General features: G+C 68.8%; 22 protein-coding genes. 13 read left to right on the forward strand and 9 right to left on the reverse strand.

The genetic code is table 11. The annotated features are described in order from the left end of the window. Positions 1 to 16 precede the first annotated feature (16 nt). Positions 17 to 496, forward strand: a complete 480-nt coding sequence (locus ACIQCN_RS02115; RefSeq protein ID WP_400603325.1) for a DUF4395 domain-containing protein — start codon at positions 17 to 19, stop codon at positions 494 to 496. Here ACIQCN_RS02115 and ACIQCN_RS02120 read toward each other — a convergent pair. Continuing rightward, complete coding sequence (locus ACIQCN_RS02120) at positions 477 to 1,568, reverse strand: ADP-ribosylglycohydrolase family protein (RefSeq protein WP_400609176.1); 1,092 nt, start codon at positions 1,566 to 1,568, stop codon at positions 477 to 479. The genes ACIQCN_RS02115 and ACIQCN_RS02120 overlap by 20 nt on opposite strands. Positions 1,569 to 1,715: 147 nt before the next feature. Here ACIQCN_RS02120 and ACIQCN_RS02125 point away from each other — a divergent pair, with 147 nt between their 5' ends. The 3 genes from ACIQCN_RS02125 (at position 1,716) to ACIQCN_RS02135 (ending at position 6,941) form a co-directional block, all read left to right on the forward strand. After that, entirely contained in the window at positions 1,716 to 2,654 is a 939-nt protein-coding gene (locus ACIQCN_RS02125) for an aquaporin (RefSeq protein ID WP_400603327.1), read from the forward strand. 67 nt (positions 2,655 to 2,721) lie between these two features. Continuing rightward, positions 2,722 to 3,900: an exonuclease SbcCD subunit D gene (locus ACIQCN_RS02130; protein WP_400609179.1), complete on the forward strand. Its 1,179-nt coding sequence runs from the start codon at positions 2,722 to 2,724 to the stop codon at positions 3,898 to 3,900. Beyond that, complete coding sequence (locus ACIQCN_RS02135) at positions 3,897 to 6,941, forward strand: AAA family ATPase (RefSeq protein WP_400609182.1); 3,045 nt, start codon at positions 3,897 to 3,899, stop codon at positions 6,939 to 6,941. Before ACIQCN_RS02130 ends, ACIQCN_RS02135 begins: the two co-directional genes overlap by 4 nt. On the opposite strand, the gene ACIQCN_RS02140 is transcribed toward ACIQCN_RS02135, so the two are convergent. Continuing rightward, positions 6,938 to 7,675 (reverse strand): IclR family transcriptional regulator, encoded by a 738-nt coding sequence (locus ACIQCN_RS02140; protein WP_400609184.1) that lies wholly within the window; start codon positions 7,673 to 7,675, stop codon positions 6,938 to 6,940. The genes ACIQCN_RS02135 and ACIQCN_RS02140 overlap by 4 nt on opposite strands. Before the next feature lie 237 nt (positions 7,676 to 7,912). Between ACIQCN_RS02140 and ACIQCN_RS02145 the strand changes: the two genes are divergently transcribed. Next, positions 7,913 to 9,247, forward strand: coding sequence for an MFS transporter (locus tag ACIQCN_RS02145; RefSeq protein WP_400609186.1), 1,335 nt, complete (start codon positions 7,913 to 7,915; stop codon positions 9,245 to 9,247). A 133-nt stretch (positions 9,248 to 9,380) separates the two neighbouring features. Here ACIQCN_RS02145 and ACIQCN_RS02150 read toward each other — a convergent pair whose 3' ends face one another. The 4 genes from ACIQCN_RS02150 to ACIQCN_RS02165 all read right to left on the reverse strand — a co-directional run bounded on the left by ACIQCN_RS02150 (position 9,381) and on the right by ACIQCN_RS02165 (position 12,774). Beyond that, positions 9,381 to 10,028 (reverse strand): phosphoribosyltransferase, encoded by a 648-nt coding sequence (locus ACIQCN_RS02150; RefSeq protein WP_400609189.1) that lies wholly within the window; start codon positions 10,026 to 10,028, stop codon positions 9,381 to 9,383. An 85-nt stretch (positions 10,029 to 10,113) separates the two neighbouring features. After that, complete coding sequence (locus tag ACIQCN_RS02155; protein WP_400603334.1) at positions 10,114 to 10,941, reverse strand: alpha/beta fold hydrolase; 828 nt, start codon at positions 10,939 to 10,941, stop codon at positions 10,114 to 10,116. Positions 10,942 to 10,945: 4 nt separating this feature from the next. Then, the gene (locus ACIQCN_RS02160; protein ID WP_400609191.1) at positions 10,946 to 11,203 is read right to left on the reverse strand and encodes a biotin/lipoyl-containing protein; all 258 of its coding nucleotides are present in this window, start codon (positions 11,201 to 11,203) and stop codon (positions 10,946 to 10,948) included. A gap of 140 nt (positions 11,204 to 11,343) precedes the next feature. Then, positions 11,344 to 12,774, reverse strand: coding sequence for an amino acid permease (locus ACIQCN_RS02165; RefSeq protein WP_400603336.1), 1,431 nt, complete (start codon positions 12,772 to 12,774; stop codon positions 11,344 to 11,346). A 180-nt stretch (positions 12,775 to 12,954) separates the two neighbouring features. Here ACIQCN_RS02165 and ACIQCN_RS02170 point away from each other — a divergent pair, with 180 nt between their 5' ends. From ACIQCN_RS02170 to ACIQCN_RS02195, 6 genes are all read left to right on the forward strand, one after another. Then, on the forward strand, positions 12,955 to 13,422 hold the full coding sequence (locus ACIQCN_RS02170; protein WP_400604261.1) for an Lrp/AsnC family transcriptional regulator: 468 nt from the start codon (positions 12,955 to 12,957) through the stop codon (positions 13,420 to 13,422). A 182-nt stretch (positions 13,423 to 13,604) separates the two neighbouring features. Then, positions 13,605 to 14,315 carry an NUDIX hydrolase gene (locus ACIQCN_RS02175; RefSeq protein ID WP_400604262.1) on the forward strand — a complete coding sequence of 237 codons (711 nt, stop codon included), beginning with the start codon at positions 13,605 to 13,607 and terminating at the stop codon, positions 14,313 to 14,315. Beyond that, positions 14,312 to 15,622: a quinolinate synthase NadA gene (nadA, locus tag ACIQCN_RS02180; RefSeq protein ID WP_400609193.1), complete on the forward strand. Its 1,311-nt coding sequence runs from the start codon at positions 14,312 to 14,314 to the stop codon at positions 15,620 to 15,622. Before ACIQCN_RS02175 ends, nadA begins: the two co-directional genes overlap by 4 nt. A gap of 10 nt (positions 15,623 to 15,632) precedes the next feature. After that, complete coding sequence (locus ACIQCN_RS02185) at positions 15,633 to 17,420, forward strand: L-aspartate oxidase (protein WP_400609196.1); 1,788 nt, start codon at positions 15,633 to 15,635, stop codon at positions 17,418 to 17,420. Beyond that, positions 17,413 to 18,312, forward strand: a complete 900-nt coding sequence (gene nadC / locus ACIQCN_RS02190; RefSeq protein ID WP_400603339.1) for a carboxylating nicotinate-nucleotide diphosphorylase — start codon at positions 17,413 to 17,415, stop codon at positions 18,310 to 18,312. Before ACIQCN_RS02185 ends, nadC begins: the two co-directional genes overlap by 8 nt. Before the next feature lie 3 nt (positions 18,313 to 18,315). Then, entirely contained in the window at positions 18,316 to 19,476 is a 1,161-nt protein-coding gene (locus ACIQCN_RS02195) for a cysteine desulfurase family protein (protein ID WP_400609198.1), read from the forward strand. Between the two features lie 19 nt (positions 19,477 to 19,495). Here the strand turns inward: ACIQCN_RS02195 and ACIQCN_RS02200 are convergent, their stop codons facing one another. Continuing rightward, positions 19,496 to 20,155 carry a DUF1684 domain-containing protein gene (locus tag ACIQCN_RS02200; protein ID WP_400603341.1) on the reverse strand — a complete coding sequence of 220 codons (660 nt, stop codon included), beginning with the start codon at positions 20,153 to 20,155 and terminating at the stop codon, positions 19,496 to 19,498. 144 nt (positions 20,156 to 20,299) lie between these two features. On the opposite strand from ACIQCN_RS02200, the gene ACIQCN_RS02205 reads away from it, so the two are divergent. Both ACIQCN_RS02205 and ACIQCN_RS02210 read left to right on the forward strand, forming a co-directional pair. Beyond that, a complete protein-coding gene (locus ACIQCN_RS02205) occupies positions 20,300 to 21,124 on the forward strand; it encodes a hypothetical protein (protein ID WP_400609200.1) in 825 nt (274 codons plus the stop codon). Between the two features lie 74 nt (positions 21,125 to 21,198). Beyond that, on the forward strand, positions 21,199 to 22,002 hold the full coding sequence (locus ACIQCN_RS02210) for a transglutaminase family protein (protein WP_400603343.1): 804 nt from the start codon (positions 21,199 to 21,201) through the stop codon (positions 22,000 to 22,002). On the opposite strand, the gene ACIQCN_RS02215 is transcribed toward ACIQCN_RS02210, so the two are convergent. Both ACIQCN_RS02215 and ACIQCN_RS02220 read right to left on the reverse strand, forming a co-directional pair. Next, the gene (locus ACIQCN_RS02215; RefSeq protein ID WP_400609202.1) at positions 21,999 to 22,460 is read right to left on the reverse strand and encodes a MarR family winged helix-turn-helix transcriptional regulator; all 462 of its coding nucleotides are present in this window, start codon (positions 22,458 to 22,460) and stop codon (positions 21,999 to 22,001) included. The two genes, ACIQCN_RS02210 and ACIQCN_RS02215, sit on opposite strands and share 4 nt — an antisense overlap. Then, complete coding sequence (locus ACIQCN_RS02220) at positions 22,461 to 23,570, reverse strand: LLM class flavin-dependent oxidoreductase (protein WP_400609203.1); 1,110 nt, start codon at positions 23,568 to 23,570, stop codon at positions 22,461 to 22,463. Positions 23,571 to 23,685 lie beyond the last annotated feature (115 nt).

The raw sequence follows: 23,685 nt of genomic DNA on the forward strand, positions 1-23,685 counted from the left end.
CCCCTACCCTTGCTCTATGCGTTCCCTTTTTGCCTTCCCGAACCCCGTCAACGAGTATGCAGCACGCATCACCGCCGGCCTCGTAGTGCTGTTGGCACTGGTCACCGCTGTCACCGGCTCGGGCTGGGGCCTCCTGGCGATCGCCGCCGGCTTCTGGCTGAGGGTCCTGTCCGGGCCGCGCTTTTCCCCGCTGGCGCTTTTGTCAGTCAAGGTCATCGCGCCCAGGCTGGGCCGGACCAAGCTGGTGCCCGGCCCGCCCAAGCGTTTTGCCCAGGGCATCGGTGCGGCGATGTCCACACTGGCACTCGCCCTGTTCCTCGCCGGCGCACAGCCCGCTGCCTGGACGGTGCTCGGGATCCTGGTGGTGGCGGCCTCCCTGGAAGCCTTCGCCGGGTTTTGCCTGGGATGCCGGGCCTTCGCACTCCTCCAGAGCCGGGGGTTGATCCCCGAGGACGTCTGCGAGGCGTGCAACAACATCAGCCTTCGCCAGTCGTGACCTTTACCAGCAGGCCGGCCGTCCCGCGGATGACGTCCCGGCCATCCAGTGCGCCCAGCCATTCCTCCGGCAGGCAGTCCTCGCCATAGAGGGCACCCAGGATGTTGCCCGCAACCGACGCGGTGGAATCGCTGTCCCCGCTGTGGTTGGTGGCCACCGCCAGCGCTTCGCGGAAGTGCCGTTGCGCCGCGTCCCGGGTGCCTGCGCGCCGGCCCGGCAGGGTGGCCAGCGCCGCATAAAGTCCGACGGCGAGAGCCTCCTCCGCGACCCAGCCTTCCCCGAGTGCCTGGTTCAGTTCCTCGGGGGAGACTAAGCCCCTGGCCGCCAGGTCCAGGGCAGCGGCCAGGCGATCGGGCAGCTCGGCCGCAACGTCCGGCAGGTCGCGGGCGGACGCCGCCACCGCGGAGGCCGCCTCCTGCAGGCCCTCGCCGGCCACGAGCCGATGGATCAGGAGACTGAATGTTCCGGCGCTTTGCCGCGCCGAAGGATGTCCGTGTGTCAGGGCGGCGGCGTCGGCACTTAGCTTGTAGACGGCGTCGGACGCTATGTGCGGAATCAGGCCGAACGGCGCTGAGCGCATCACGGTGCCGCAGCCCTTCGAATCGGGATTGACGGGACGGGCCGAGGTGCCCATCTCCCCGGTGGCCAGGCCGGAAATGCAGGCCTTGCCGGGGTGCCGGCGCTGGTGCAGGACCGTCTGTCCGTCGATCCAGCGGGGCTGGGGCGCGGGCGCGGAGGGGCCGGCGTCCTCGCCCTGCGTGGCCAGCCAGCGCAGGTACGCAAGCCAAAGGCAGGCATTGACGTCTGCTCCGACCCCCGAATTCGCCCACTCCAGTGCTTCCGCCAGCCCGTCCACGGTGTAGAGCGTCATCTGGGTATCGTCCGAAAACACGCCCCCGTCCGGGAGCTGCGCAAAATCTGTGAGACCCCGGCCGCCGAACCGCTGCCGGATGCTGCCGATGGAGTCGAACTCCACGGCGTAGCCCAGGGCGTCGCCCAACGCACCACCCAGGAGACAGCCGTGGATGCGGGATTTCAAGGTGGGCGCGGGAAGTGCCGGGTCGTTGCTCATGGGCCAAATTTACCGTGGCCTGCGGGGAGGGGGGCGACCCGGACTGCGGCACCCGGCCGGCCCGGGTCCAAAACTGCGGACCGGGCTGGAATAATGGTGGGGTTGCCCCGTGCAGCACCCGTTCCCGCACCTACCCCGAGGTCACACATGAGCATGCCCGGCACCGACCGCCAAGATACCTCGCTGCCCGGAACGGCGGCGGCGCAGTACGGGCTGGTGCCCCGCCTTGCAGCTGAGGCCTTCGGAACCCTGTTCCTGATGTTGGCCGCGGTCGGCGTGCCGCTGTTCACCATCCCGCAGTCCAGCCCGCTGCCCGCCCCGCTGGCTGCGGGCCTTGCCGTAACAGCAGCAATGCTGGCGTTCGGGCATGTCTCAGGGGGCCACTTCAATCCAGCCATTACGCTGGGGCACCTCTTGGCCGGCCGGATCCGCACCGTGGCGGCGGCTGCCTATATGGCCGCACAGCTGGCGGGAGCGATGGCGGGCGCCCTGGTGCTCTATGGCGTCCTGCGGACCCTTCCCGGCATCGCGGACAGCCGGACGGCGTTCGACACCGTCAGCCCGGGGTACGGTGAGCACTCCATTATCCAGGCGCCGCTGGCAGCGGGGCTGCTGCTTGGAATGCTGGGCGCTGCCCTGATCGTCGCCGTATTCCTGGGGGCGGCCGGCCGCAATAACTCGAACACGCCGGCGGCTGCCCTGGCGGTTGGCCTGAGCTTCGCCGTCCTGCTCCAGCTGGGACAGGCCATCGGCAACCTGCCGTTCAACCCCGCGCGCGCCGCTGCGTCCGCGGTGTTCAGCTCGGCCTGGGCCATGGAGCAGCTCTGGGTCTTCGTCCTGTCGCCGCTGGCCGGCGCTGCCATCGCGGGACTGGTCTTCCGCGCCCTCCCCTCCCCAGCGGCCGGGGCCTCCGTGGAGGTGGCGGGGCCGGGTGCGGACGGCGGCCTGACGGCAGCGGAGGAGACCACCGCCGGCTCCCCTTTGGGTGATCCGCGGGCAGCTGCAGCCGAACCGTCCCGGTCCGGACTGCCTGCGGCCCGGGCCGGTGAGGCGCAGGCATTCTTTGACGGCGACGGGAAGCGATAGGGCAGACCGCTGCGTGGAGCTGCGGGTGCGGCCACGTTCTGTCAGTGCCAGCCGATAGCGTAGGAACATGCGGTTACTTCACACTTCCGACTGGCACCTGGGCCGGTCCTTCCACGGCGTAGGCATGCTCGATGCCCAGCGGGACTTCGTCGAGCAGCTGCTGGATGCCGTCACCCGCCACGCGGTGGACGTGGTCCTGATCGCCGGGGACGTCTACGACCGTGCACTCCCCGGTGTGGACGTGGTCCGCCTGCTGGATGACGCGCTGGTGCGGCTGACGTCTGCCGGCGCGCAGGTGGTGCTCACCAGCGGAAACCATGATTCCGCCATCAGGCTGGGCTTCGCCTCGCGGCTGCTGGAACGCGGGGGAGTGCACCTTCGCACCAGGGTCGAAGGACTTGCCGAGCCTGTTGTCCTGCCGCTGGGACCCGGCACCGGGGCAGGCAGTCCTGTCCTGGCCGTCTATGGCATCCCGTGGCTGGAACCCAGGCTCGTGGCGGACCAGCTGGGTGTGGAGACCGCCAGCCATTTCGAGGTGACCCGTGCGGCCGCGGCACTGGTTCAGGCGGACATTGAACGGCGCTCGGAGCAGTCGCCGGTTCATTCGGTGGTCCTCGCCCACACCTTCGCCAGCGGAGGCATCAGCTCCGACAGCGAACGGGACCTGAGCATCGGCGGCGTGGGGGCGGTGCCGCTGGACCTGTTCGACGCCTTCACCTATACCGCGCTCGGCCACCTGCACGGCCGGCAGGAACTCTCGAATACGGTCCGGTACTCCGGGTCGCCCCTGGCCTATTCGTTTTCGGAAGCAAACCACCGCAAGGGCGCGTGGCTGGTGGACATTGGTCCGGACGGGCTGGAGGAAATCCAGGAGGTGACCTGGGCAGCGCCCCGCGCCCTGGCCGTGCTGCGGGGCAGGCTTGAAGACCTCCTGGCGTCCGAAGACCACAAGTGGGCCGAGTCCGCTTACTGCCAGATCACCCTGACGGATGCGCAGCGGCCTGCGCGCGCCATGGAGCGCCTGCGGACCCGTTTCCCCGACACGCTGGTGCTGGGCTTCGACCCCGAGGGCGGCGCCGCCGGCACATCCGCCACCTACAGCAGCCGGCTCGCCGAGGCTCCGGACGATCTCGCAGTGTGCTGCGGCTTTCTCTCCCATGTCCGCGGCAGGGACGCCGATGAAGCGGAGCAGGCCGCGCTGGCCGCCGCCCTTGAAAATGTCCGCCTGCAGGAGGTGTCGGGGTGAGGATTCATTCCCTGCGGATTTCCGGGTTCGGCCCGTTCGCGGGTACGGAGGAGATCGACTTCGACCGGCTCAGCGCCCACGGCCTCTTCCTCCTGAACGGACCGACGGGTGCCGGAAAAACCAGTGTCCTGGATGCTATTTGCTTCGCCCTGTACGGCTCCGTGCCGGGCGCCCGCCAGGAGGGAAAGCGGCTCCGCAGCGACCACGCGGATCCCTCCCGGGAACCGGCGGTGACCTGTGTCTTCTCGGCCCAGGGGCGCCGGTTCGAGGTGACTCGTTCGCCGGCATGGGATAAGCCCAGTGCCCGTGGCCGCAACGGTTTCACTACGCAGCAGGCCAAGACGCTTCTTCGGGAGCGGATCGGGGCGGACTGGAAAGAGCTGTCCGCCCGCAACGACGAGGCCGGTGCGGAGATCATGGCCGTGCTGGGAATGGACCGGGAACAGTTCACCCGTGTGGTGATGCTCCCGCAGGGGGACTTTGCTGCCTTCCTGCGGTCCAAGGCCACGGACCGGCTGGAGCTGTTGCAGAAGCTTTTTGGAACGCAGCGGTTCGAAGCCGTGGAACAGGACCTGGTCCGCCAGGCGCAGTTGGCCCGCCAGGAAGTTGCCGCGATTTCCGGACAGCTTGCGATGCTTGCGGGCAGGGCGGAATCAGAAGCCGCAGCGCTGGGCCTCGACGCCGCAGAACAGCAGGACACAGGTGCCGAGGCCCGGCTTGCCTGGCTGCAGCAGGCCGCCGTCGACCGTCTGGCGGCGCTGGAAGCTGACGCGGACGAGGCAGGGAAGATCAGCCGCGGCCGGGTGGCGGCGGCCGAAGCCGAGGAAGCCCGGACCGAACGCGGGCGGAGGCTCCGCGCCGCTTCGGTCCGGAAGGCTGCCGTAGAGGCTGGCGGCCCGGAGTTGGAAGGGCACCTTCTCCGGCTTGCACGGCACCGCCAGGCAGAAGTGCTTGCCGGCCAGCTGCACAGCGTTGATGCCGCCGCAGCAAAGGTGCGTGCCGCCGCAGGGGCCGCCGGATCCTCGCTCACCCTGCTGCGGGTCTCCGCGGCGGAAGAAGCGGAGCTTGCCGGGCTGGAGCTGCGGGATTCGGCCGGCCTGCCGGCGAATGCCGCGGCCGAACTTGGCCGGTTGCGTTCCCTGCAGGCCGTGGTGGAGGCGCGGCTCCCGGATGAGGAGCGGCTGCAGTCGCTTCGGGGCCGGCAGGCCGGCCTGGTCAAGGAGCAGGAGAAGCTTGCGGCTGCGCTCACGGACTTGGGCCGGAGGGCCGCGGAACTGCAGGGTGAACAGGACCGCCTGCTGGAGGAATCGGGTCCGCTGGAACAGCGCGCGGCGGCGGCCCCGCTGCTCGCCAAGGAAGCCCGGGACGCAAAGGAACTGCTTGAGGTGGTGAGGCGCTATCGTCGGGCCGCTGAGGCCCGGGACGCCGTCAAAGCCCGCTGGGAAGAATCCCGCAGCAGCCAGCTTGAAGCCAAGCAGGTATGGCTGGACCTGAGGGAAGAGCGCCTGGCCAACACTGCGGCGGAGCTCGCGGCAAGCCTTGCTGATGGAGCTCCCTGCCCCGTCTGCGGCAGCGCCGCCCACCCGGACCCCGCGAAGGGCAGGGCCACAGGCCCGGGCCTCGCGCAACAGGAAGAAGACGCCCGGCAGGCCTACGAGGACGCAGACGCTGCACACTCGGACGTCGCCCGCAGTCTGGCCGAAGCGGAGCAACTGGTGGCCGTCCTCGCCGGCCGGGGCGGCGACGCCGCGGAGGAGCAAGCCGCAAAGGACTGCGCGGACGCGGTCCGTGCTGCCGACGATGCCGCGCTCGCAGCAGAAGAGCTTGAAACCCTGCGGTCCCGCCTGGGCACGCTGAAAGACGACTTGGACGCTGCCTCTCGGTCCCGGCAGGAAACGGACAAGGAACTTGCCAGGTCCGCATCCGCGGGCAGGGACCTGGCAGAGCAGCAGAACGCCCTCAACCAGGCCCTGGCGGAGCTGCGTGCCGGACACCCCTCGCTGGCACGCCGGCTGCGCTCACTTGGCAAGGCCGTGGCCGTCCTGGACCAGGCTGTTGAGGCGCATGCCGTCCTGGCTGCGGCGGAAGAGCACGAATGGGAAACCACGGCCCGGCTTGACCTCGCCCTGCCTGCTGCGGGCTTCAATTCCGCAGCGGAAGTCCGCGGCCAGCTGCTGGACGCCCCCTCAGCGGCAGCGCTCCAGGAAGCAGTGCGCACCGCGCAGGACGAGGCTGCCCGGGTCGCAGAGCTCTTCGATTCCGAAGACATTGTCCTGGCGCTGGACGAACAAGCCGCCGGCTTCGAGGCTGATCCGCAACGGCTGGAGCGGTTGCGCGCCGAAGCCGCGGAGGCAGTCCGCGCAGCGCGGGATGCCGAAGTGGCTGCCGGTGTGGCTTCCCGTTGCCTCACCGCACTGCAGGCCATAACGACTGAATACCACGAGGCGGCCGGGGCCTGCCGCGGCCCGGCGGAGCGGGCGCAGATGCTGGCCGGGCTCGCTGAGGCCGCGTCGGGCCGCGGTGAGAACACCTACCGGATGAGCCTGAACAGCTACGTCCTGGCGGCCAGGCTGGAGCAGGTGGCTGTGGCGGCGTCCGAGCGCCTGGTGGCAATGAGTGACGGCCGCTACCTGCTGCAGCACACGGACGCCAGGGCAGCCCGCGGCGCCAAGTCAGGGCTTGGGCTCGAAGTGGTGGACCAATGGACCGGCCACCGCCGTGACACCTCCACCCTCTCCGGCGGGGAGTCCTTCATGGCGTCGCTCTCGTTGGCCTTGGGCCTGGCGGATGTGGTCCAGCAGGAGTCGGGTGGCGTGGAAATCGAAACGCTCTTCGTGGATGAAGGATTCGGAAGCCTTGATGAGCAGTCGCTGGAGCAGGTCATGGATGCCCTGGAGGGGCTGCGTGACGGCGGCCGTGTGGTGGGCCTGGTGAGCCATGTGGCTGAGATGAAGCAGCGGATCGGCACCCAGCTTCAGGTGCTCAAAGGCCGGAACGGATCCACCCTGCAGGTTTCCGAGGTGCTGGAGCCCGCAGCCTAGGCGAGCTGCTGCTCAATCCTGGCGGCGCTCTCCGCCAGCGCCGGCCCCACCACCGCCTCCGGGTCGTGCAGGGAGCTGATGTACACGACGGCGAGCGCGGCCGGACGCCCGCCGGGGACCCGGACCGGGGCCGCCAGCGAGGACACCCCGGGGATGACTTCGTCATGGCTGGCGGAGAAGCCCCTGCGCCGTGCCTCTGCAGCCTCGGCACGGTAGGCGATGCCGGTGCCCAGGCGCTCCCATTCCGCCTCGGTCAGCGCGGACTGGATCGCAATTCCCGGGGCGCCGGCATTGATTGGGTGCCGGGTTCCTGGATGCTGTGCCACCGTGGCGCCGGAATGCCGCGGTTCAACGGTAACCAGTGTGATGCAGTCGTGGTGGTCCCACACCGCGATGAAGGCCGTCATGTCCAGGCTGTTGGCCAGCTGTGTCAGTTCAGGCAATGCCGCTGCCTGCAGGTTGCGGGAGACGCCCCGGGCCAGGACGGCGAGCCCCGGCCCCGGCTGGACCCGGCCGGCGTCGTCCCGGACCAGCAGTGAGTGGTCCTCCAGCGTGCGCAGTATCCGGTACGCCACGGAGCGGTGCACCCCCATGGCGTCCGCGAGCTCGGCAATCGTCAGGGGTCCGGGCGCGGCGGCGAGGATCTCGAGCGCACGGATTCCCCGGGAGAGCGTCTGGGAGGGCGAGGCCTGGGCAGGCGCGGCGCCGGTCGCGGCCGTTGCGGGGACGTTCATGGCCTCCATCCTAGGTGTCGGGGGACGGAAGCCTCTTGTGTGGCGGACGCTCCGACCGTAGTGTTCTCATTACGAATTACTAGTTCAACTATAGAACTAACGGCGCCGGAACCTTAATGTTCCGGAATTCGTGTCCTGTATCACCTTTTCGTAGTACCCTGCTAACTAACTGACCGTTCTGTCAGTAATCCTGAAGGCGACCCGGCGGCCCCGCCGCCAATAAACAATGGAGTTTCAATGACCTCACCTTCCGCGGTGGACACACCCGCTGGCCCCAGCAGCCGGCGGGAGGAGCGAAAAGTCCTCGCCGGCACCCTCGTAGGGACCACCATCGAGTGGTATGACTTCTTCATCTTTGCCCAGCTGACGGCAACGCTGCTGTCGCCCCTTTTCCTGGCACCGCTGAACGAGAAGAACCCCGGCCTGGCACAGATTCTCTCCTTTGCCCTGATCGGCATCAGCTTCCTCTTCCGCCCCGTCGGTGCGGTCATTGCCGGCCACCTCGGCGACCGGCTGGGACGCAAGGCCATGCTGGTCTTCACCCTGGTGATGATGGGTGCGGCCACCGCCCTGATCGGCATGCTTCCCACCTACGCGCAGATCGGTGCCTGGGCACCGATCCTGCTCATCACCCTCCGCATCGTCCAGGGCTTCTCCGCCGGCGGCGAATGGGGCGGTGCCGCGCTGATGGCCGTGGAACACGCGCCCCTGCACAAGCGCGGCCTGTTCGGCGCATACCCGCAGATCGGCGTTCCCGTCGGGATGATCCTGGCCACGGGCCTGCTCTACTTCCTGAACACCAGCATGTCCAAGGAGGACTTCGCCTCCTGGGGCTGGCGGGTGCCGTTCCTGCTCTCCATCGTCCTGATCGTGGTGGGTTACCTGATCCGCCGCGCCGTGGCCGAGAGCCCGGTGTTCAAGGAAATGGCTGCACGCAAGGCAGAAAGCAAGGCGCCTTTGGGTGAACTGCTCCGCAGCCACAAGAAGTCTGTGCTCTACTCCACCATGATTTTCATCGCCAACAACGCCGCGGGCTATCTCCTGATCGCATTCTTCATCGCCTACGCCACCCGCACCCTGAAGATGCCGGTCCCTGAGGTCCTGCTCGCCACCACCCTCGCTTCCTTCGGCTGGCTGATCTTCACGCTGGTGGGCGGCTGGCTCTCGGACCGGATCGGGCGCGTCAAGACTTTCCTCACCGGTTACGCGATCGTCTTCGCCTGGATGCTCCCGATGTTCGCGCTGATCGATACCAGGAACATCTGGCTGTACGGCGTGGCACTGTTCGTCCTCACCGTCGGCCTGGGCCTGTCCTACGGCCCGATGTCCGCGATGTACGCGGAGATGTTCCCCGCCCACGTGCGGTACTCGGGCATCTCCATCGGCTATGCCTTCGGCGCCATCCTGGGCGGCGCGTTTGCCGCCACCATCGCCGAAGCGCTGCTGCAAAGCACCAAATGGGCCGGATCCATCGGCATCTACATCATGGTGCTGTGTGTTATTTCGGCCATCGGCGTGGTGCTGGCCAAGGAAACCAAAGGCAATCCCCTCGGCGTCAGCAGCCACCACTAGCATCCCGCCCGCCAGGGCAGGAGTTCCACACCAATAACGCACGACGGCGGGTCCGGACCTACAGCGGTCCGGACCCGTTGGCGCTTTCCCCGCTGAGCCGGACAGGCAAGGCTGCTGGCCCGGCTACGGCCGCTTACGGACTGAGGAGGCGGATGGCGTCGTCGTCGGTCAACTGCTCAAACCGGTCATAGAAGCTGCCCACCGCACCGAACCTGCCCGGCAGGTGCAGGCAGAGGACCGCATCGCAGGCTTCCTCCACGGAGGCAGCAGCTTCGATCGATGCCACCGGAGCTGCGGCAACCACGGCAGCAGCACCACCCCCGCGGACAGCCTCGATGGCAGCCCGCATGGTGGCGCCCGTTGCCAGGCCGTCGTCCACAAGGAGCACGGTTTTGCCGGCCACGTCCTGCTGCGTTCCGGGGTAGAGGTCCACGCGCCGGAGCAGTTCGGCGCGTTCGCGTTCCTCGACCGCGTCCAGGAGATCCTGCCGCACCCCGTCTTCGAGGATGCGCCGCACCAGCGGCGCGTTCAGCAGGCGTACCGTGCGGCCCTGGCTCCAGGCCAATGCGCCAAAGGCCGTCTCCTCATGGCCGGGGATGCCCAGCTTGCGGACCAGCACGGCGCCCAGCGGCAGGTGCAGCCCTTCCGCCACCGCCATCGCCACCGGGATCCCGCCGCGGGCCAGGCCCAGGACCAGCGTGTCCGGCCGGTCCCGGTAGCCGGCCAGCAGTTCTGCCAGGCGCATGCCTGCGTCGGTGCGGTCCTTGAATCGCCTGCGCATGTGTCCTCCCCGTATCTTTCTTCAGGGTACCGCCGGCAAACGCCCGGAGCGCAGGTCCTCCGAAACGGCCCGGGCCGCGGCGACGCTACACCGCGAGGAATGAAATGGCTGCCTGTTTGAAGGCCCGGCTGGTGACTGCGTTGGTGTGGTTCCGTCCCGGAAGGGTCAGTACTTCTGCCATGGAACCGGCGCCGCGGGCAAGATCCGCGAGTTTCGGGAGGCTGTCCACCCGTTCATCCTGGTCTCCGGCCACCAGGAGCATGGGCACGTGCGGCACGGCCTCGGCGGGGTCGTAGGGTTCGTCCTTGATGGCTTCCACCAGGGTCAGGAGCGCGAAAATGTTGTTGCCGGGCAGCAGCAGCGCCATTTTCAGCAGCCGCGCCGTGGACTCGTCCGCGATCGGTGTTCCGTCCGCCAGGTACTGCTGGGCGGCGACGAGGTCGAACGCGGCCAGAGGGTCGCTGATGTTGGGCCCGCCGAGGACCAGGCGGTGTACGATCTCGGGCTGCGTGGCCCCGAACTCCCAAGCGAGCCTGGCGCCGAGGGAATACCCCGCCACGTCCAGCCCGCTGGAAGGGTCGCCGTCCCGCAGTGGCCGCACACCGGCGTCGAACGCCGCCTGCAGGAGGTCCGCGCGGATCCTGCTGGGGGAGTAGGAGTCCCGGTCCTCCGGGGCGCCGCTGCGGCCGTGGCCGGGCAGGTCAACCATGATCACCCGGCGGCCGGCCTCGAGCAGCGCGGGGAGCCAGCCGGTGTCAACCCAGTTCAGCTTGCTGGAGGAGGAAAAGCCGTGCACCAGCAGGACCGGCCGGAGCCCGGCGTCCGTGGCGGGTTCATGGACCTCCACGTACATCTGGGGGTCCGTGCCTTCCACGGTGTGCGCCTGCTGGGGGCCGGTGTGCCTGCCGCTCATGGTGTCAGTCCTCATCAAGTACGGCGCTCAGGCGGACCCGGCGCTTGGGGGCTTCTTCCTTCGGCACCGTGCCCACGATCCCGGCCGTGTTGTCCGGCACCTCGAACACGATCAGGGACTCGCCGACGCGTATCGGCCTGCCCGGTTCCCCGAAGGTACGCACCACTCTACCCGCCTGCGGCCCGGGCAATTCAACGGCGGATTTGCTTGCTTCCACCTCCGCCAGGGGCTGGTTCCGCTTCACCAGTTCGCCCGGAGCCACCAGTCACTCCAGCACGGTTGCTTCGATCAGGCCCTCGCCAGGATCCGGCAGCGGGAAGGAAATTTCAGCCACGCCGGCTGTGGGCGGGGCCACGCAGGCGGAGCCTGCCTGTGGCGGCAGCGCGCAGCCGCCCCGGTGTATCAGCGGGACTGGTCGGCGTCCGCGGCCGCGGTATGCCTGGCAGCGGTTCCGGCCTCTTCACCGGGACGCCGGCTGCTGATGCGGGCAGCAATCCTGCAGGCCACCGCAATGCCGGCAACCAGGGCAAAGGTGCTGAACAGCTGCACCCGGCTGGCCTCCGCACTGAAGCCCACCGCGAAGATCACGGCCAGCAGCACCAGGCCCAGGATGGTCAGGGCCGGGAAGGCCTTCATCCGGAGCGGCAGTTCAATGCCGTTACGGTCGGCGCGGCGGCGCAGGATCAGCTGGGAAACCAGGGCGGCGCCCCAGACCACCAGGCAGGTGGAGCCCACCAGCTGGAACAGCGCAGGCAGGATGCGCTCGGGAAACAGCAGTTCCAGTACGGTGGCGGCGAAGCCGAACGCGACGGAAACAGCCACGGCAAGCATGGGCACGTGTGTACCGCTGAGCCGGGTGAGGAACCGGGGAGCCTCCGAGCGTTCCGCCAGTGAGGCCACCATCCGGGACGCGCCGTACAGGTTCGCGTTCAGGGCAGAGAGAAGCGCGACGACGGCCACCAGGGTGATCGCCGTCCCGGCGCCGGGGATGCGGGCGACGTCCAGGACGCCCGCGAACGGGGACGCCAGGCCCTCCGACGTGGCGGGCAGGACGGCGGCGATGACGAAGACGGAGCCGATGTAGAAGACGAGGATCCGCCATAGGACCGTGCGGATGGCTTTTGCCACGCTCTGGCGGGGGTTTTCGGTTTCAGCCGCGGCCACCGAGACGATTTCCGTGCCGCCGAAGGCGAAGATGACCACGAACAGTGCCGAGGCAATGCCAGCCAGCCCGTTGGGGGCAAAATCCGTGGTGAAGTTGCTCAGTCCGGGGGACTTCACGTCGGGCAGGAGGCCCAGCAGCAGGGCGGCCCCGATGGCAAGGAACAGTACAATGGCGGCCACCTTCAGGATGGCGAACCAGAATTCGAATTCGCCGAAGTTCCGGACGCCCGCGAGGTTGATGGCGGTGAAGACCACCATGAAAATGAGCGCCAGCGCCCAGACCGGGACCGCCGGCCAAATGGAAAACAGGAGCCCCGCCGCGCCGAGTGCCTCGGCCGCGATGACCACCACCAGCTGGAGCCACCAGAGCCAGCCGATCGTGGCCCCTGCCGTCCGGCCCATGGCGCGCTCGGCGTATACGGAGAACGCTCCGCTGTTCGGGTTGGCTGCGGCCATCTCCCCAAGCGCCCACATCACCAGGATGATCAGGGTGCCGGCCACCAGATAGGAGACCAGGACAGCCGGGCCCGCCGCCTGGACGCCCGCGCCGGAGCCCAGGAACAGGCCCGCGCCGATAGCGCTGCCCAGCCCCATCATGGTGAGCTGGCGGGATTTCATGCTGTGGCCCGCGGCGGCCGTGGGCCGTGCGGGGAGGGACTTCGTTGTCATGAGCAGGGGGACCTTCTTGGGGTTAACGGGTGTGGCGCCTTGTGGGCCCAGTCGAATTTACCGCCTGCAGACCGGCTCCGGAGAATGCAGGTCGTGGGACGATGGAAGCAAGTTGTCCGGAAAATGGCAGGAATTCAACGCAGGTTGCGTGGCCCTGCCAGGGTTGTGCGAGGAGTTTGCCTGGTGGTTGATGCGCTGGACGCGAAGATTGTCCGATTCTTCACGGAGCAACCCCGGGCCTCGGTCCTCGAAGCTTCGAGGACCCTTGGCGTGGCCAGGGCGACGGTCCAGTCGCGGCTGGACCGGATGACGGAGACGGGCGTCATCAGTTCGTGGGTACCGTTGCCCGACCCGGCCCGCTTCGGCTTCCCGGTCGTGGCGTTCTGTTCGCTCACCATCAATCAGGATGCCGGGCATGACACCGTCGCGGGGGCACTGGCCGCCATTCCCGAAATTATCGAGGTGCACACCGTCTCCGGCAGTTCGGACCTGATGGCCCGTGTGGCGGCCCGCTCCAACCCGGACCTGCAGCGGGTCCTGGACGCGATGATAGCCACCCGGATGGTGCAGCGGGCGTCCTCGGTCATCGTCCTTAATACCCACTTCCAGGGCCGGACGCTGAACCTCCTCGAGGCTGCCGCCAAGTAACCCCGGGACGCAACGCCCGCAACACTTCCAGGACGTGGAGGCCGGCGTCGGCGGCAAATCCCGCAGCTCCCGCAGAAACATTTCCGCCTCGGACGGATATGGCCGTAGAATGAGTTCTGGTCAAAGTGACCATAACTGGGACTGCTGTCGGGGCAGGCCCGGCGGCCGAGGGTGGTGGAATCTTGTTCAACAGTGCTGCGAACGTTTCGGAGCGCCGCACCGCGCCGCCCGCGCTGGCCATCTCCACGGTCATTTTCGCCCTGCGCCCCAGCGCCACCTCCGGCCGCCCCACGCTCTGGTTGCCACTGGTCCGCCGGATCCGCGAACCCTACAAGGGGATGTGGGCCCTGCCGGGAGGGCCGCTTAGCCACGATGAGTCGCTGCAGGACGCGGCCTCCCGCAACCTGCGGGAGACTACCGGCCTGGCCCCCACCTACCTGGAACAGCTTTACGCCTTTGGCGGCCTGCACCGCTCGCCGTCCCAACGGGTGGTGTCCATCGTGTACTGGGCCCTGGTCCAGCCCACCGAGGCCGCCCTGGCTGACGAATCGGAAAATGTCCGCTGGTTCCGAGCTGACCGCCCTGGCCGCCTGGCCTTCGACCACAACGCCATCGTGGACTATGCCCTCTGGCGCCTGCGGAACAAGCTGGCCTACGGGTCGGTGGCCTACCACCTGCTGGGCGAGTACTTCACGCTGGCCCAGGTCCGCGAGGTCTATGAGGCGGTCCTTGACCGCAGGCTGGATCCCGCAAACTTCCGCCGGCAGCTCAAGGCTGCTCCGGAAATCGAAGAAACCGGCGAGTACCTCCAGGGCGGCAAGCACCGTCCGCCCCGCCTTTACCGTTACACCGGCCGGCCCGGCCTGGATCCAGACAACAGGAGCACACCATGAGCAGCGTCAACACTGCCATCCAGCTGATCACGCGAGAGCAGGCCGCCAACAGCGGCACCGCCGGAGCGGGCACCTGCAGCCCCGCCCTCGCCAAGGGACCCTGGGACTTCGACCTCGCCGAGGCGCTGGCCGGCGCACCCGCCTACGGCCCCGGCGCCTCAAGCGGAGACATCGCGCCTGCAGCCACGCCGCGCCAGGGACAGCTGCCCGAGGAATACAAGCAGGCCGGCGACGAAGAACTCGCCCGCCGGATCCTGGCCGCCAAGGCAACGCTGGGGGACCGGGCCGTCATCCTGGGCCATTTCTACCAGCGCGACGAGGTGGTGCAGTTCGCCGACTTCGTGGGCGACTCCTTCCAGCTGGCCAACGCGGCGCTGACCCGGCCTGACGCCGAAGCGATCATTTTCTGCGGCGTCCACTTCATGGCCGAGACCGCAGACATCCTCTCGGCGCCGGAGCAGGCGGTGATCCTGCCCAACCTCGCGGCCGGCTGCTCCATGGCGGACATGGCGGACGCCGACTCGGTGTCCGAGTGCTGGGAACAGCTCGAGGAGATCTTCGGAACAGAGCCCGACGCCGACGGCCGGGTTCCGGTCCTTCCCGTCACCTACATGAACTCCTCCGCAGCCCTGAAGGCTTTCTGCGGCGAGCGCGGCGGCATCGTCTGCACCTCCTCCAATGCGGCCACCGTGCTGGAATGGGCGTTCGAGCGCGCCCAGCGGGTGCTGTTCTTCCCCGACCAGCACCTCGGCCGCAACACCGCAAAGGCGCTGGGCGTGCCGCTGGAGCAGATGCCGATGTGGAACCCTCGGAAGGAACTGGGCGGAAACAGCGAACAGGATCTGCTGGATTCCCGCGTGATCCTGTGGCACGGCTTCTGCTCGGTGCACAAGCGCTTCAACGTGGCCCAGATCGGGAAGGCCCGGGCGGACTTCCCGGGCGTGCAGGTCATCGTCCATCCCGAGTGCCCCATGGAAGTGGTGGACGCCGCGGATTCGGCCGGCTCCACCGACTTCATCAGGAAGGCCATCGCGGCCGCCGCGGAACCCACAACGTTTGCCATTGGCACCGAAATCAACATGGTGAACCGGCTGGCCGCCGAGAACCCTCAGCACACCATCTTCTGCCTTGACCCGGTGATCTGCCCCTGCTCCACGATGTACCGGATCCACCCGGGCTACCTGGCGTGGGTACTGGAGGAACTCGTGGCCGGCCGGGTGGTCAACCGCATCACCGTGGATTCCTCGGTGCAGGAAAACGCCCGCACCGCACTGGAACGTATGCTGGCCGCAAGGCCCCAAGGGTAAGCCGCCCGCCATGTCCACTTTCCCCACGGCCGGCCCGGCCGGGCACAGCGGAGGCAGCACGCAGTCCCGGCTCATCGTCGTCGGCAGCGGCATTGCGGGACTGTACGCGGCACTGGTCGCCGCGGAGGCCGGCGTCCCGGCGGTCCTTCTGACCAAGGGCGGCCTCGGCGTGAGCAACACCTGGTATGCCCAGGGCGGTATTTCCGCGGTGCTGGACGGGCCGGCGCCCGGGGACACGGTGGACTCGCACGCCGCGGACACCCTGGCTGCCGGCGCCGGCCACTGCGACGAGGCTGCGGTGCGGGCCATGTGCACGGAAGCGCGCCGGGATATCGCCGGCCTCCGCCGTTTTGGCGTGCGGTTCGACGCGGAGCCCGACGGCGGCGGTCCCTCCCTGGGCCTCGAAGCCGCCCACAGCGCTCCGCGGATCCTCCACGCCGGGGGAGACGCGACGGGCGCCCGGGTTTCGCACGCCCTGGTCCGTGCCGTCCTGGACCGGCAGGCCCGGGGGAAGATCAGCGTCGTCTCCGGCGCCCACGTCACGACGCTCATCCGGGACGGCGGACGGGTCACCGGCGTCGAATACCTGCGCGAAGGGCGCGTCCGGACCCTGGCGGGACGCGCCGTCCTGCTCGCCACCGGCGGGGCCGGGCAGCTGTTTGCCCAGACCACCAACCCGGCCGTTGCGACGGCGGACGGACTGGCGCTCGCCTCCCGTGCCGGAGCCGCCGTAGCGGACCTTGAGTTCTTCCAGTTCCACCCCACCTGCCTGGTCCGGACCACGGCCCCTGAAGGCGGTGGGCACACGGCCGCCCAGGACGGGCCGCTGCTTATCTCCGAAGCCGTCCGCGGCGACGGCGCCGTCCTCCTGGACGCCGGTGGCCGCCGCTTCATGCGCGCCTATCACCAGGACGCCGAGCTGGCTCCCCGGGACGTCGTCTCCCGCAGCATCGCCCTGCACCTGGCCAAACTCGGCGACCCCAACGGCCACGTGCACCTGGATGCCCGGGTCATCGAAAAGGAACGCGGCGCCGGCTACCTGGCCCGTCGGTTCCCCACCCTCACCCGGAAAACCCTGGAGGCGGGCATCGACTGGACCAGGGAACCCGTCCCGGTCGCCCCGGCAGCCCACTACTGGATGGGGGGAGTAGCCACCGACCTCTCCGCCCGTACGTCTGTGCCTGGCCTCTACGCCGCCGGTGAGGTGGCCTGCACCGGGGTCCACGGGGCCAACCGGCTGGCCAGCAACTCGCTCCTCGAAGGGCTCGTCTTCGGCCGCCGCGCTGTCGAAGACTTCCTTTCCGGTACGGCACGCCGGGGGACGGCCCCAGGCAACGATGCTCCGCTTGCTGTCTCGGCCGCGGGCGGCCTCCCCTTGACGCAAGCTTCTGCAGCCCTGCCGCGGGCCGCGGAGAGTGCCGTCACCGTTTCGGCGGGCTCACCGGCCGGCGCGGCCGGTTCTTTTGTTGCTGACAGGCCTGTGGCGACCTGTGAGCCGTTTTCCAGGGAGGCTCTGCGGCGGTTGATGACGTCCCATGCCGGCGTTTTGCGCTCCGGGGCGTTGCTCGCAGAGGCGGCTTTGGTCCTCAGGGGGTGGGCCGCCGCCGTCCGTCCCGAAGCCGTGAGTGCTGCCGCTTCTGTTGATCCTGCGGCGCACGAGGACCGGAACCTGCTGCTGGCGGCGCAGCTGCTGGTTTCCGCCGCCCTCCGCCGCCGCGACTCCCTCGGTGCCCATTACCGAGACGACGATCCCGTCGAAACCATGCCACTTCCGAAAGCGAGCCTCCTTCATGACTGAAACCAGCGTCCGTGTCCGCGGCCTTGACCTGGCCCTGCCGGCGGCGCCGGTGCGGGAGATCCTGGAACGGGCGTTCGCCGAGGACGCCCCCGCCGGGGACATCACGTCGCAGCTCCTGATCCCGTCGTCCGCCCGGGCCACGGCAGTACTGAACGCCCGCGTGCCCGGAATCTTCAGCGGGGCCACCGTCTTCCGCGACGCCATGCAGCTGGTGGACGCGGGCATCAGCGTGGAGCTGCTCGTGGCGGACGGAGAAACGTTCGACGCCGGCACGCACCTTGCCCGGGTCACCGGGCCCGCGCGTTCGGTCCTCCTTGCAGAACGCGTGGCACTGAACCTTGTGCAGCGCATGTCCGCCATCGCCACCCGGACCGCCGAGTTCGTCAGGCTGGCCGAAGGGACCAGGGCCCGTATCACCGATACGCGCAAGACCACTCCCGGCCTGCGCATCCTGGAACGCTTCGCCGTCCGTTGCGGCGGCGGCGCCAACCACCGGTACAGCCTGTCCGACGCAGTCCTGGCCAAGGACAACCACCTGGCCGTCATGACCGGCGGCGACCCTGCCCGGCTCACGGCACTGCTCGCCGCAGCGAAGGCCCGGCTGGGGCACACCACCCACTTCGAGGTGGAGGTGGACCGGATGGACCAGATCGAGCCGGTCCTCGCCGCGGGAGTGGACACCATCATGCTGGACAACTTCAGCATCCCTGACCTGGCCGCAGGGGTTGCCCTGGTGGCGGGACGGGCACGAGTGGAAGCCAGCGGCAACGTCAACCAGGGCACCGTGGCCGCCATCGCCGCCACGGGAGTGGACGTGATCTCCATCGGCGCGCTCACCCACACCGTGGCCGCCCTGGACCTCGGCCTGGATCTCGAACTCAGCGTGGAGTAGGCCATGATCTTCCTCGATGCCGCCGCCACCACGCCCGTCCGGCGCGAAGTGCTCGAAGCCATGTGGCCTTACCTGACCGGGGAGTTCGGCAACCCGTCCAGCCACCACAGCCTGGGGGAGTCGGCGGCCGCCGCGCTCGCGGCGGCCCGTTCGTCCGTGGCCGCCGCCCTGGGCTGCCGGCCGGGAGAGGTGGTGTTCACCTCCGGCGGCACCGAAGCAGACAACCTGGCCGTCAAGGGCATCGCCCTGGCCCGCCAGGCCATGGACCCGAGTCTGAACCGGGTGGTGATCAGCGCCGTCGAGCATCCGGCCGTGGAGGAATCCGCGCGGTACCTGGCGAAATTCCACGGCTTCGCGGTGGACGTGGTGCCCGTGGACGGCAACGGACTGGTCACCCCCGGTGCGTTCGCGGCGGCCCTGCAGCCCGGCACTGCCGTGGCCAGCGTGATGTATGCCAACAACGAGGTGGGCACCGTCCAGCCCGTGGCGGCGCTCGCGGACCTTGCCCGGCGCCGCGGCATCCCCTTTCACACCGACGCTGTTCAGGCAGCCGGATGGCTGCCGCTGGATGTGCGGGCCCTGGGCGTTGATGCGCTGAGCATCTCGGGGCACAAGCTCGGGGCGCCCAAGGGCTGCGGGGCGCTCTACATCCGGAGCCGGACCAGCCTGGAACCGCTGGTCCACGGCGGCGGCCAGGAACGCGGGCGCAGGTCCGGGACCTCCAATGTTGCCGGGGCGGTGGGCCTCGCCGCAGCACTGGCGCTGGCACGTGCGCGGCAGGACGAAGAAGCAGGACGGGTCTCTGCGCTGCGCGACGCCTTCACCGCAGCAGTGCTCGCCGGGGTGCCGGGCGCGGAGCTGACAGGGCACCCGGTCCACCGGCTCCCCTCGGTGGCGTCGTTCTGCTTCCCGGGCACCAGCGGAGAGTCTGTGCTGCTCGAGCTGGAGCGGCAGGGCGTGGTGTGCTCCAGCGGCTCCGCCTGCGCTGCAGGATCCGACGAACCCTCCGCCGTGCTGACCGCCATGGGCATCCCCGCAGGAGTGGCGCAGACCGCCGTCCGCTTCAGCTTTGACGCCTCGGTCAGCGCGGAGGACCTGGACGCGGCGGCCCTTGCGGTCGCGGCGGCTGTTGCCGGTGTGAAGGGCCTGGCAAACCGCCGGTAAGAACCCTCCGCTGCCGGCCCTAGTTGTACAGCTCGCCGGCCGGAATCTCCACCGCGAGCCGGTTGGCAGGCCCGGGCAGCGGGCACGCCCACGCCTCGTTGTAGGCGCAGGACGGGTTGTAGGCGAAATTGAAATCGAGCACAAAGGCGCCGTCCTTACCGCCGGCTCCGTGGAACGCCCCCTTGATGGTGTCCAGCAGGTAGCGCCCGGCGCCATAGGTTCCGTGGGGCTGGCCGGCGGTGGCATCCCGGAACGGCAGGAATATCCCCCCGCCGTACCCGCGGAGCTTCCATACCGCCAACTGGCCCATCTCAGGCAGGTCGAATGTGCCCAGGCGGACAAAATTCACCACGCCATCGGTCCCGGTCTCCACGCTCATCCGGCGCCCGGCGCCCTCGCCGGTGAGTGGGACATGGAAACGGTAGATCGGGTCGTAGTCCGCGGTCCGGAGGCCGGAGAAACTGGCCTTGCCTTCGGCAGTCAGCGGCGAAGCGGGGTGCGTGGCGAACATCAGGTCCCGCTGGTGGCGCCAGTAAGAGTGCGCTTCCGCCGGGTTGTCCGCGGCGATCCGGCGGACCGTGTCGTACAGGGCAAACGTCCGCAGCCGCCAGTCGGCAACATCGAGGGCGGACATCTCCGCCAGGTCTTCGTGGGTTCCGCCGTGCTGCTCTTGCGCCATACGTCCACCCTAGTGCCCGGAACCGCGACAGGCGTACGACGACGGTGCGCGCCGGGAGCGGCCGCGCCGGGAGCCGCCGCGCCGGGAGCCGCCGCACCGGGGAGTCGCCGCGGCACCCGCCCGCCAGGAAGCTAGGCTGGCTGCATGAGAGGCCCGGCAGCACGCACTCCCTATCAGGCCACCGCCCCGGCGGTCATCCTGGCAACGGCACTTCTGCTGTCCGGCTGCAGCGGCCCGGGAGACGGCCGGCCCGGCTGGACGGCCGCACCGGAGGCGCCATCGGCATCCGAAGCGGGCGGCGACGACCCCGGGGCCACCGCCACGCCCGGACCCCCAGCCGGTGCCTCCGGCACCGCGGACCCGACCGCCGGGCCGCAGCCCGCGGCCACCGCGTCCGCCTGGAAAACCTACTCCGCTCCGGACAGGTCGGTCCTGTTCGAACTGCCGGAAGAATGGATCGTGCAGTCCGTGCCGCCCGCGAAGGGCACTCTGGCAGGCGCCCTTTCCATCGAGGTCAAGAAGCCCGACGGAACGTTCATGGCCGCGCTCAGGACGGGGCTCCCGCCGTCGTCCGCCACATGCACCGAAGCCGCCAAGCGGGAATATACGGTGCTCAGCAGCGTCCCGGCCGGAAACCTCGCAGCCGGAACGGTTGCGGGAACCATCCCGCCCAGGGTGGTGTTCCGTGTCATCAAGGGGTACCGGTACTTCGGCTCGTACGGCATCACGAACGTGGTGGCCGGGACCGACGGCCGGGCCTGCGAACTCCGCAACACCGTACGCGGCCCTGCTGCCAAAGGCGACTACTCGTTCGGCGACGTCCCCGTGCTGCGGGCGTTCGCCCCGGACGAGAAGGTGGCCCCGGCCAAGGCGTTCAACACCCTGGCGGAGGCGGGGGAGTACGCGGCGGAAAGCGAAGACTTTGCCAACGTGCAGCGGATGCTAATGTCTCTGGAGATCGAAGACTAGTCCCGCTGCCGGCCGCCACCTCAGGCCGGAAGGTGCGGAGGCTGGCTTCCCGCCGTCCACACCCCCGGAGAGTCATGGAACGCACTGTTTCCGCACGCCTGGTCTTCAAGACCACCGCCAATACCAAGGTGGCCATGGCCATCGCCGTCGCGGAAAACACCGGGTACTCCCGGCTCGGGGAATCGCTGTCCGTCGAAGCCGGCGGCGCACAGGTTCCCCTGACCGCCGTCGCGGACCATCACGGCGGCCGGTTCCATTACATGGAGTTCACTGATCCAACAGAGGTCACCGTCGAGTACTCGGCCACCGTATCCGGCCGCGGGCTGCCGCAGGAGGCAGACCTGGCCGACCGCATCCGGTACGTCCGGCCCAGCCGGTACGCCGAATCGGACCGCCTCCTGCCAACGGCGTACGCCACGTTCGGCCGGGCACACGGGTCCGCGCTGGTGGAGGAAGTCCGCGCGTGGGTGCACCGGGAGCTGCGCTACATCAGCGGGTCCTCCCGCGGCACGGACGGTGCCGTAGAGACGCTGCTCGCCCGCCGGGGGGTGTGCCGCGACTTTGCGCACCTGGCCATCGCCCTGTTGCGGGCCAAGGACGTCCCCGCCCGGCTCGCGGCCGTCTATGCACCGGGGCTGAAGCCCATGGATTTCCACGCCGTGGCCGAGGCCTGGGTCGATGGCGCCTGGCATGTCATCGACCCGACCGGCCTTGCGCCGCGCGAATCGATGCTGCGGATCACCGCCGGACGGGACTCGTCCGATACGGCATTCCTGTCCACGGTGGGAGGAAGCCTCACCCTCAGCCAGCTGCGGGTGACAGCAGTGGCAGACGTCCTTCCCGAAGAGGACCCCTCCCGGCCGGTGCAGCTGGGCTAGCGCTTCCCCAGCGCCGCCCGCAGTTTCTCCGTCAGCCGCTGGAGCTCTTTCTGCTCCGCAGCAGTCAGCGCCGGCGTCATCAGCCCAGCGATGTCCCGGACGTGTTCGCGTCCGATCTCCTTCTGCAGTTCCCGGCCGGCTTCTGTGAGCTTGAGCAGCACGCCCCGGCCATCGTTTGGGGCCGGCATCCTGGCCACCAGCCCGCGCTTCTCAAGACGTTCCACCAGCCTGCTGAGGCTTGACTGGCTGAGCAGGACGTTGTCGTTGAGCTCGTTCAGGCGGAGCCAGCCGGACGGGCACCGGGACAGGGTAAAGAGCACATCGTACTCGTTGACCGCCAGCTTCCTGAACGCCGGCCCTGCCTGGAGCCTGCGCATCACGGCCACCTGCGTGCGGAACAGGGACTCCCACGTTTCGGCGGCCAGACGCACGGGGGAGGTGGAGCTTTCGCCGGCCACCTATGCCTCCGCGGGGGTCTCGGAAACCTCCTGCGCCGCCAGCGTGGCTGCGACGCGGTTGGCGTGGGTGGGCGGCTCCGGGACGTGCGCGGGCTTCTTCTCCGCGTATTCCTTGCGGAGGACCGGGAGTACCTCCTCGCCGAACAGGTCCAGCTGTTCCAGCACAGTCTTCAACGGCAGGCCGGCGTGGTCGATCAGGAACAGCTGCCGCTGGTAGTCGCCGAAGTATTCCCGGAAAGTCAGGGTCTTCTCGATGACTTCCTGCGGGCTGCCCACCGTCAGTGGCGTCTGCGACGTGAAGTCCTCCAGCGACGGTCCGTGGCCGTATACCGGCGCGTTATCGAAATATGGCCGGAATTCCTTCACGGCGTCCTGGGAGTTCTTCCGCATGAAGAACTGTCCGCCAAGGCCCACGATGGCCTGGTCTGCCTTGCCGTGGCCGTAGTGTTCGTACCGTTCGCGGTACAGGCCGATCAGCTGCTGGTAGTGCTCCTTGGGCCAGAAGATGTTGTTGGCGAAGAAGCCGTCGCCAAAGTAGGCCGCCACTTCGGCGATCTGCGGTGTGCGGATGGATCCATGCCACACAAATGGCGCCACGCCGTCCAGCGGGCGGGGCGTGGAAGTGAAGTTTTGCAGCGGCGTGCGGAACTTGCCCGACCAGTTCACGGTGTCCTCGTCCCACAGCTTGCGGAGCAGGCTGTAGTTTTCGATGGCCAGTTCCACGCCGTCCTGGATGTTCTTCCCGAACCAGGGGTACACCGGAGCGGTGTTGCCACGGCCCAGGACCAGGTCCACGCGGCCGTCTGCCAGGTGCTGGAGCATGGCGAAGTCCTCGGCGATCTTGACCGGGTCGTTGGTGGTGATCAGCGTGGTCGCCGTGGACAGAATGATCCGCTCCGTCTGGGCGGCGATGTAGGCCAGCGTGGTGGTGGGGGAGGAGGAGAAGAACGGCCGGTTGTGGTGCTCGCCGAGCGCGTACACATCCATGCCGATTTCCTCGACCTTTTTGGCGATGGCCACCGAGGCCTTGATGCGCTCGTGTTCCGTGGGAGTCCGGCCCGTGGTGGGGTCGGTGGTGATGTCACTGACGCTGAAAACACCGATCTGCATGGTGTGCCTTTCCGTTGCGTGCCCGGTTCATTGATTTAACAGTAAACCAATTTAGATGCATTTGCATCTACTGTCCCGTGCAACGCGTTTTGCCGCCAATTATTCCCGGCGGCAG

Origin of the sequence: Pseudarthrobacter sp. NPDC092424 (assembly GCF_044754925.1) — a bacterium.
In the GTDB taxonomy this organism is placed as follows: Bacteria; Actinomycetota; Actinomycetes; order Actinomycetales; family Micrococcaceae; genus Arthrobacter.

Coding starts and splice junctions, on each gene's coding strand:
- ACIQCN_RS02145 (WP_400609186.1), top strand. CDS start 7,913: ATGACCTCACCTTCCGCGGTGGACACACCCGCTGGCCCCAGCAGCCGG.
- ACIQCN_RS02185 (WP_400609196.1), top strand. CDS start 15,633: ATGTCCACTTTCCCCACGGCCGGCCCGGCCGGGCACAGCGGAGGCAGC.
- ACIQCN_RS02155 (WP_400603334.1), bottom strand. CDS start 10,941: ATGAGCGGCAGGCACACCGGCCCCCAGCAGGCGCACACCGTGGAAGGC.
- ACIQCN_RS02165 (WP_400603336.1), bottom strand. CDS start 12,774: ATGACAACGAAGTCCCTCCCCGCACGGCCCACGGCCGCCGCGGGCCAC.
- ACIQCN_RS02205 (WP_400609200.1), top strand. CDS start 20,300: ATGAGAGGCCCGGCAGCACGCACTCCCTATCAGGCCACCGCCCCGGCG.
- ACIQCN_RS02140 (WP_400609184.1), bottom strand. CDS start 7,675: ATGAACGTCCCCGCAACGGCCGCGACCGGCGCCGCGCCTGCCCAGGCC.
- ACIQCN_RS02120 (WP_400609176.1), bottom strand. CDS start 1,568: ATGAGCAACGACCCGGCACTTCCCGCGCCCACCTTGAAATCCCGCATC.
- ACIQCN_RS02125 (WP_400603327.1), top strand. CDS start 1,716: ATGAGCATGCCCGGCACCGACCGCCAAGATACCTCGCTGCCCGGAACG.
- nadC (WP_400603339.1), top strand. CDS start 17,413: ATGACTGAAACCAGCGTCCGTGTCCGCGGCCTTGACCTGGCCCTGCCG.
- ACIQCN_RS02115 (WP_400603325.1), top strand. CDS start 17: ATGCGTTCCCTTTTTGCCTTCCCGAACCCCGTCAACGAGTATGCAGCA.
- ACIQCN_RS02210 (WP_400603343.1), top strand. CDS start 21,199: ATGGAACGCACTGTTTCCGCACGCCTGGTCTTCAAGACCACCGCCAAT.
- ACIQCN_RS02150 (WP_400609189.1), bottom strand. CDS start 10,028: ATGCGCAGGCGATTCAAGGACCGCACCGACGCAGGCATGCGCCTGGCA.
- nadA (WP_400609193.1), top strand. CDS start 14,312: ATGAGCAGCGTCAACACTGCCATCCAGCTGATCACGCGAGAGCAGGCC.
- ACIQCN_RS02200 (WP_400603341.1), bottom strand. CDS start 20,155: ATGGCGCAAGAGCAGCACGGCGGAACCCACGAAGACCTGGCGGAGATG.
- ACIQCN_RS02220 (WP_400609203.1), bottom strand. CDS start 23,570: ATGCAGATCGGTGTTTTCAGCGTCAGTGACATCACCACCGACCCCACC.
- ACIQCN_RS02195 (WP_400609198.1), top strand. CDS start 18,316: ATGATCTTCCTCGATGCCGCCGCCACCACGCCCGTCCGGCGCGAAGTG.
- ACIQCN_RS02130 (WP_400609179.1), top strand. CDS start 2,722: ATGCGGTTACTTCACACTTCCGACTGGCACCTGGGCCGGTCCTTCCAC.